The sequence below is a fragment of the Planktothrix sp. FACHB-1355 genome, assembly GCF_014748295.1.
Classification (GTDB): domain Bacteria; phylum Cyanobacteriota; class Cyanobacteriia; order Cyanobacteriales; family Aerosakkonemataceae; genus Aerosakkonema; species Aerosakkonema funiforme_A.
Genome location: NZ_JACJUP010000144.1, coordinates 1 through 9058, shown reverse-complemented (window position 1 = coordinate 9058; position 9058 = coordinate 1). Strand labels below are relative to the sequence as shown.

General features: G+C 47.7%; 5 protein-coding genes. All 5 read right to left on the bottom strand.

What is annotated here, in order from left to right; translation table 11 throughout:
- Window positions 1–199 (bottom strand): PLDc N-terminal domain-containing protein (locus H6S82_RS09160; RefSeq protein ID WP_191056164.1); only part of this gene is annotated, 199 nt, incomplete at its 3' end.
- A 209-nt stretch (window positions 200–408) separates the two neighbouring features.
- Window positions 409–1524, bottom strand: coding sequence for a heat-inducible transcriptional repressor HrcA (hrcA, locus tag H6S82_RS09155; protein ID WP_190471395.1), 1116 nt, complete (start codon window positions 1522–1524; stop codon window positions 409–411).
- Window positions 1525–2110: 586 nt separating this feature from the next.
- The gene (locus H6S82_RS09150; protein WP_322111982.1) at window positions 2111–2473 is read right to left on the bottom strand and encodes a rhodanese-like domain-containing protein; all 363 of its coding nucleotides are present in this window, start codon (window positions 2471–2473) and stop codon (window positions 2111–2113) included.
- Between the two features lie 38 nt (window positions 2474–2511).
- The gene (locus tag H6S82_RS09145; RefSeq protein ID WP_190471398.1) at window positions 2512–2790 is read right to left on the bottom strand and encodes a hypothetical protein; all 279 of its coding nucleotides are present in this window, start codon (window positions 2788–2790) and stop codon (window positions 2512–2514) included.
- Between the two features lie 599 nt (window positions 2791–3389).
- The coding region (locus H6S82_RS09140) for a proprotein convertase P-domain-containing protein (protein WP_191056163.1) at window positions 3390–9058 on the bottom strand (5669 nt) is incomplete at its 5' end.

Here is a 9058-nt window from a genome sequence, read left to right as displayed (position 1 = left end):
GCGTCCAGCGAGTAAAGTACTTGGGTACGGTAACATCCATTCTGGGCAGCTTTCGCGTTAAAAAGTAGATAACAGCACCGGGAAAATTGAGGAAAATTAAAATCCAAAGCCAAGTATTCCTTTCACGCTCGTTTTGAACGCAATCGTAAATCATGAATAACCAGAAGCCTGTTGATAACAAAGCTACGAATTCTAACATTGGCAAGCCCCCTTTCCGTTATGGTTCCAACTGAGAACTGGTATATTTTGCACAAAGGCAGTTTTCTACAGTTGGGAAATACCTCCATTGAAACTCACAGTTTGCCCTGGCTTCAAGAGGGGTTTGATACAGGATTGTGATGGAGTTGAAAAATACTACAAAATCAGCTCGACTGGGCAAGCTCGACTTGCTTATTAAGTTACAAATTGTTAACTCAATGCTTCCGAGAGATAGTCGGCGGCAGCTTCTACGACAGCGATCGCATTTTCATATACCATCCGGGTAGGGCCCAAAACGCCGACACTTCCCACCGGCACTGTACCCTGTCGATAAGTTGCGGAAATCAGCGTACAGGTGCGTATCGGTTCTAAAGGATTTTCCGCACCAATTCGCACCGTCACCCGTTTACCTTGTTGATTCTTGTGGCACAGGCGTCCCGCCTGTGATTCACCTATTCCCTCCACTTCTGGCGATTCAAAAATTAACGGCCACAGTTGGTCTTGTTCTTCTTCTAACAAATGAATCAATGTTTTGATTTGCTGCAACTCGGAAAATTCTGGTTGACGCAGCACTTCGGCAACTCCGCGAATCAGAATTTGCGTGCAAGCTGCCGGTTGACTGCGACGAGATACTTCTGCAAATAAATTTTTGAGGAATTCCCCATAGCTTTGAAATTCGCGATCGATCTGAGTCCAGTCTAACGCCGCCAATTCCAAAAGCGATCGTCCCCGCAGCTGACTATTCAAAAAATTAGATAAAATTTGCAACTCTCGATCGATAATTTCTGCATCCGGTTTAGGGACATCAATTGGTATGGGTAACTCCATTAAAACCGACTGCGTTTCATAGTTATCCATCACCACAATCAGCATTACCTGACCCGGTTCCATTTGTACCAATTGCAAATGTCGCAGTTGGGTAGTGCGAGTCTGAGGCATAGTGATGAGGGTGATGTAACCGCTCAGAGTCGCGAGAATTTGAGCCGCACCCTGCAACAGCGCCTCAAAGCTCCAATTCTCCTTATTTAGCTTATCTTGCAGCAATTGTTCCACCTGCCGCGCCAGGGTTCCATCCGGCGATATCAGCTGGTCAACGTAAATACGATAGCCAGAGTCCGAGGGAACCCGTCCCGCAGAAGTGTGGGGTTGATAAAGTAACCCAGCTTTTTCTAAAACGTTCATGGCATTGCGAACCGTGGCTGGGCTGACACTGAGTTTGTACTCTTCTAGCAAGGCTTTCGACCCTACCGGTTCTGCCGTGGCTATATAGTGGCGAACCGTTGCCCAAAGAATATGTTGTTGCCGATCTGTAAGATGGATTTGCATAGAGGTTTCCAGCCAAACGGGATTTGAAAATAATTTAAAAAAAAAATGCTGCGCTCGCGCCAGATAATCATTAATAGTGGTTAAAGATGATAACAAAGTACCTACACTTTCGCTAGATCTCAAATGCGATACCGTTTTCACCTCATACCAGACTTTCCGAACATAGTTGTAGCAAATACAACCAGTGCTTCTTTCCTAAATGTGGCCGCAGAGGCAGCCATATGTTTACCATAGCAAAAGAAAACGCGCTGCTTGAGGCTAAGGTTTCCCACTTTAGCTGACAGCTAACAGATGTGCTAGATGCGATCGCTGTATTCCGACAGGAGAGTAGCGCATCTCATTCGCAAGTATAAAATTTGATTATTTAGTTATTAGGCATCAGCGATCGCTCGTTAGTTTTTCGATAAAAATTATAATTACAAACATCATTTTAACTATAGTTTTTCTATGCAATATATCACCCATATACATCTGAATTCCTGCTTTCCATAAACAGCGGTAGAGACGTTGAATTCAACGTCTCTACCGCTATCGCATTCTAATTTCTAATTTTTCTGGTGAAAAATTTTTTTACGTTTGACTTTTGCTAGTAACGAGGAATTGTAGAATCAACTACGGCAGAGTAAGCATCAATACCACCTGTGACATTTTTGACATTGGTAAATCCTTCCACGATCAACCACTGACACATTTGGGCAGAGCGGACACCGTGGTGGCAAAGTACTATTGTCTCTGCGTGAGGATCGAAGCGGTTTTGGATCTCACCAGACCATTTGCCAAACTCGCTCAAAGGTAGATTCTCAAAACCTTTCAACCTGGCGATCGCAACTTCTTGCGGTTCTCGGACATCCACCAACTGTAGATTCTCTTTCCCAGCCGCCAGTAGGCTGGCTAACTGCTCCACGCTAATTTGGGGGATGGGTTGTTTCAATCCCTGAAAGCTACTCACAAATGCCTCTAATAAAGCCAAATCGCATTATACCATTTTTATAGGAAAGGATGCTCCTCGTTGGCGCGATGATTTTGCTTTTGATCGATAAAATTTTTCATAGCAATGCGACGATTAGCCATAAACTGATTCCAAAAACCGGGATATATGTCGTCCATCGTTTTAGCGATCGACCAAACTTCCATCCCGATCATTTTGTAGAGGGATCGATCGGCACGTTCCAAGTCTTCTAGTCGTTCTTCAACATCCGCACCAGGAGAGTTTAATGTGGTTTGCGTTGCAGGTTGGGAAGGTTTGCTATATTTTAGCTCAAGCATAGCGATCGCCTCATAGTTATCAAAATTTATAAACCTAGAGTGGCAAGGACTAGCAGATCCATAACCTCAGAAATGCTACCCAAGCCCCCGTAGAGCTAGGGTGTGCTTTCAGTCAAAAATTTAGCACCCTCAAGGCTGAAAGCTCGCTGTTTAAAAGGACTGTTGCCGAACTAACACCACAGCGATGGAGTTAAGCGCCAACTAGGATTTTTGACCTAAGTACAAGTTTATACAAGCCCGCTAGCGAATCAAAATGTCGAGGGGACTTGAGTTGGCGTTTTTTTGGTAGTACTAAACTAAGTTTAAGCATTTCCAACGGATATAGCACTTGCAGACAAAAGAATTTACGCTAGCTTGATGAAAGCTTTAATAGTCTTCAGATTTTTTAACGCTGTCCGAGCCCAGGATTGGCTCAACGAGATCGCTCTCACGAACGCTAACCGTAATATCTATGAAGCTCAGATTATTCTTTTATACCTTGGCCGATCGGTAAAGGCAGCATCTTTTTGCGTTTAGGAATGTAGGCAGAGGGGCAGAGGGGAAAAATTAATATTTTTCCCCTCTGCCCCTCTGTTCCCCTGCACCGAAAGCTTCTCTCTCTAACTGTAAACAAAGTAGCTAGCGCTCAGATTTAAACCCGTCACGCCTGCTACCCGACCGATGAGTTCGTCCTTGGCACTGAAGCCAACCGTGCCATCATCATCAAGGTAAATATTGGTATTGCCACCGCTGACGGAAAGAACGTAGTTAGAAGCTACTCCCGCTAGCTGAATCAAATCCTGGCTGATGTTGAAGCCTTGGATGAGAGCAAAATCAGTAGAGCCGCTACTGCTGGGATTGCCATCATTGTAGAAAGCACCCTTACTGGAATTTCCCAGAACGAAGCGATCTGAACCTGTTCCACCCGTGAGAGTATCCAACTCGCCTTTTCCTGGAGAACTATCTGAAGGGTCAACACCTGTGAGAACATCATTGTCGCCAGCACCATTGAGCGAGTCATTCCCCCGACCGCCAATCATAGAGTCATTGCCATTACCGCCATTAAGGTAGTCAGCACCAGCTCCTCCATTGAGAGAGTCATTACCTCCCGACCCTTTAATCGTATCGTTGCCTAAACCGCCACTAAGAGTTTCATTGGCTGAAGTGCCAACCAGCGAATCATTGCCATTAGTACCACCGAACGAATCGTCGTTAAGGATAGTACCCACAGCAACGGCTTCGGCGATCTCGCTGTGAATGGGGTCAGTGAGGTTGACTAAGAAAACTTCGTCTATTTCCGGATTGGTATCCCCAATTACCGACACAGAAATCGTTTGGCTGGTTTCTCCCGGATCGAAAGTCAACGTACCGCTAGTTGCAGTGTAGTCTTCTCCTGCCTTTGCGGTGCCGTTAGCAGTAGTGTAGTTTACGGTCACCGTTTCCGCGATCGCCTCTGACAGGTTGACAGTAAAGATGGCATTGGTAGTGCCTGCGTTGCCTTCAATAACTGCGGCATTACCGATCGAAAGTTCTGGCAGGGCAATCTCTTGGTTGCCAAAGTTGATATTTTCGACAACTGCGTTATTTTCGACTTCGACAATGTGAGTGCCATTCCCCTGTTGGGTGACTACCACATCGTCTACGTACCAACCTTCAAAGCTGTTCGCTATGCCATCAACAGTATTAAAGTCGAATTGGATTTGGATCGTGCTACCAGCATAGGAACTCAGGTCAACCGTGGCGTTTGTCCAGCCTGTGGTGGGATCGAGCAACAGATCCGCATTTGAGACAATCGGTTGGAAACTGCCGCCATCCTGGGAAATCAGCACTCGCGCTTTATCGTAGGATGACGGTAACCCTTCAGTTTGGAGGAAGTAATTGAAGGACAGCGCGGCACTGCCAGTGCTGCTCAACTGAATTTCCGGGGAGGTAATTCGACCGGCGGTGAAGCCAACATTAAAGTTACCGCCACCATTGGGGCCTTCCCCTTGACCGAAGTACATACTGTCGTCTGGAGAATGGCCCGGTTGATTGCTGCGACCTGTAGATAAGTGCCACAGTCCAGTTACCGCGCCACCGGAATTGTCGATCGCAAATCCATCCAAATTCGGATCGCCATCTTCGTCGCTAAAATCGGCATTGAGCAGTTCGATCGAGCCATTCACGGGGAATGTCTGCTGCCACCCATCCTCTAACACTTCTGCAACAGTGTAAGTACCTTCTTCTAGGTCAGCAAACTCGTACTCGCCATTAGCGTCGGTAATAGCGGAGATTTCGCCTTCGTCAAATTCACCGTTCTGGTTTTGATCCAGATAAATTGTCCAACCTTGCAGTTTCTCTTCATCGGCGTCTATTTGGCCGTTACCGTTTTCATCGTTCCATTTGATACCTTGAATCTTGCCAGGAACGATCTCCCGGTTGCCAAAATCCATGTCTTCGACAATTTCGCCAGGGTCAAGTTCTACGGTATGCGTACCGACCGCTGTTTTCAGCGTAGGGGACTTACTTGTGCGGGCGAAACTGGCAGTTGCAATATCGTCATCGGTAGCACGATCGCCCCGATCCACCGGAGGACTTGTTTTGCTGATAGATCCCCAAACGCGATCGTCCCCAGGCGTAGAAACAACGTTATCGGGCACATTGCCGGGAGGATCGCCGATCGTACCAAACTCAGTATTGGGAGCGGCATCTGTGGGCCCGGAGAAAGACCCGACCACCGTACCGTAATTAATGTTGCCATCGTCACCCAGTAAAGACAGCGGCACTTCAATCTGTAACGAATTTGACTCATAGGTGATGGGTACGGTGCCGATGAAAGTGCTGGTATCGAAAAGATCTACCAAACCGGGATGTAATTGCTCGCTGAACAAATCAATGACTACCTCATCTCCCAGCGGGCCACCTTGCTGATCTGGCGGTGCAAAACCGCTTTGATAGGAAGACAAACCAGTCAAAGGATTCTGGTCGAGGTCTAAATCCCAGTAGCCGACAACTGAGTTAGACAAACCCGCAGACGGTGCTGCGATCGAATTGTAGAAATTCATCGTCAGGATGAGATTTTCATCGCTCACCGTACCGCTGACACTCTCGATATCCGGTTGCGGGGAATTAAAGCCGAAAGTATCGCCTTCCGGGTCATCAAATACCTGACCGCTACTACCGGGATAAGTTTGCTCCCAACCTTCTTGTATTACTTCCGCAACAGTGTAGGTACCTGGGTCTAAGTCAGTGAAAGCATAATTACCGTTAGCATCGGTGACAACTGCAATTTCGCCCTGATCCAACGTACCGTTCTCGTTATCGTCCAGAAAAATTGTCCAGTTGGACAGTCCCGCTTCATCGGCATCTTTCTCACCATCACCATCCAAGTCGTTCCACTTCATCCCGTGGATTTCTCCCGGCAAAACCTTATTGCCAAAATCGATATCTTGGGCAATTTCGCCTGGATCGAGCTCTACAGTGTGGACACCAGAACTGTTTGAACTAGCAAGAGAGAGATTGTCAACTAGCACCGCAGAATCGACAACACTATCGCTAACGTCCAGAACTCCCACAGCCAAAGTGTAAGTTCCCGAATTTGTAAAGGTGTGGGAAAAAGTTCCATAACCGGTTTGTTGACTGAAACTGCCACCTAAAGGCACTAATGGACTGTAGGTGTTAGCGAGGGTACTGTTGTCCTCAGGTGTGAGCGAAATGAAGGCAAAATCGTTGAAAGAGCTAGATTGTGCCTCGTTAGTGAGGAAATTCCAATCGAAGCTCAATTGATCGCCCGCAGATACGGTAATTGTTTTGGCGATCGCCGAACCTTCAGTAGCGTTACCGTTGCCCAACGAATCCAAGCTGCCGGGAGCCAAGCCCAATAAGCTTTCCAGGTTTGGTTGGCCCACGGAACCAGTGCCATTGGTAATCAAAGCTTGATAAGTGCCGTCAGTCGGATTGACACCAAATGCAGCCGTCTGGATGCCAGTATTCCCAAACGTTTCCCAATCACCGAAATTGCCGCTTTCAAAACTTTCATTGAGCGAGACCGGCCCTGGATAAGTTTGCTCCCAACCGGGTTGCAGCACCTCAGCAACAGTATAAGTCCCCGCTTCCAGACCGTAGAAAGCATATTCACCATTGGCATCGGTTTGAGTTGACTGTTCGGAACTTGCGGTCAAGTTCAACGACCAACTGTTGAGAGTGCCGCTGTCTCCACCATATTGATCTACAATTTGCAGCGTCCAAGTACCGTTGGCATCTTCACCATCAAAAGCGGCTAAACTGCCCTCTGGTTTAAAGGTGCCGATAAACGGTGCAGTTCCCGCAGTAATCGCTGTTTCTGCCTCATCATCTAAAGTCGTGTTGGTGAAGTTATCCTCAAAACCGCCCACATTGCTGAACAGCTCGACAGAAGTGCCGGATGGGCTAATCAGCGAAACTACCAAATCTGCATCATAGGTGTGGGTAAGGTCTAAGGTGACGTTCAAGTCCTCAATCGTGCCAAGACTGCTGACCTCCAATTCCGAAGTGCTAGTACTCAGATCTGGAATTGGTGTTGGAACATCGCTGGAACTGATGTCGGTGGTTTCCGTATCCAAAACACCATTGTTATTCTGGTCTAAAAAGATTGTCCAACCTTCCAATCCCGGTTCGCCTGGGTCTTGCACTCCATCGCCGTCTAAGTCGTTCCATTTGATACCTGCGATCGCACCAAGATTTGCTTCTCGGTTGCCGAAGTCAACATCTTGCACGATCTGATTTTCATCTACTTCTACCGTATGGGTGCCGGTGCCTTCTGGGAAAGTCTGTACCCAACCTTCCTGCTGTACCTCCGCGACGGTATAAACCCCAGGTTCCAAACCGATGAATTCATAATCGCCATCAGCATCGGTTTGGGTGGAAGCTTCGGAAGAAGTCAAGTCAAGCGACCAACTGTTGAGCGTGCCAATATCTGCCCCAAATTCATCCTTAATTTGCAATGTCCAAATGCCGTTGCCATCTTCGCCATCGAAAGCAGCTAAACTACCCTCTGGTTGGAAGCTGCCGGTAAACGGTGCTATTCCGGCAACTATTGGCGTAGCTGCCTCATCATCCAAGGTTGTATTGGTGAAGTTGTCTTCATAGCCACCGACATTGCTGAATAGCTCGACCGAGGTACCTGACGGGCTAATCAAGGTGACATTCAAATCTGCATCGTAGGTATGGGAGATATTTAAATTGACGTTTAAGTCCTCGATATTACCGCTAATGCCGCTGACTTCTAGTTCGGAAGTGACCGTAGCTAAATCGAGAATTGGGGTGGGAACGTCAGTGGAACTGACATTGCTAACTTCTTGATCGAGAATACCGTTGTTGTTCTCATCTAAAAAGATTGTCCAACCTTCCAGTCCCGGTTCGTTGGCATCTTGCACTCCATCGCCGTCTAAGTCGTTCCACTTGGTACCCTGAATTTGACCGCCAGTTGGCTCGGTGGAACCTGTGCCATAAACGTTCAACTTCCAGGAGTTCCAAGTACCGACATTACCACCGGCTTCATCGGTTACTTTTAACGTCCATTCTCCCAGAGACGATTCGCCCCAGAGACGAGCGGAACTGAATACCCAGTTGTTGTAGTTGTCGCCAGAGTCATTGTGCGGTGCGGCTAAGATCGATTCTGTTCCATCGGGAGAAACTAGCGCTACTTTGAGGTTGCCCCGGTAGGGGTGAATGGCATCGAATACTACTTCAACTTTTTCGATGTTGATGTTGTCGCCGATATTGACTGTGGAAGTGAGGCCGTTTAGGTTGTTATCGGGAATAGCCTGACCGATGTTAACTATCCCGGAAGTAGCAAACACTTCTGGCGCAACTGATGTCCAGCTGGCGGCAGCACTCACAGCTACGGCGGCATCAATTGCCCCAAAACCATATTTGTGGTTAACGTCTTTTCCGGCTCCGTTGAGCGTCCAACCGGGATCGGTGGGATCGTTCTTTTCGGCAGTCTCGACGAGGATGTGCTGCACGTCTCGCCAGGTAAGATTCGGATTGGCTTCTAACATCAGCGCAATGAGACCTGAGACTAAAGGCGTTGCTGAAGATGTGCCGCCGAAGCCGTTGGTGTAATCGTTGTTGTATTCGGGATAACCGTTATACCCGTCGTTGCCCAGCAGGTCGGTTGTGGTAATTCCTACGTCATCGCCACTGGAGTAAGCGGATACTAAAATAGGGGCTCCCGGTTCGCTGTACCAGGACTGCTTGCCATTATCGTCGATCGCAGAAACTGCGATTACGTAGCGGGAATTGGCATAGCCATCGTAGTTGGCGTTGT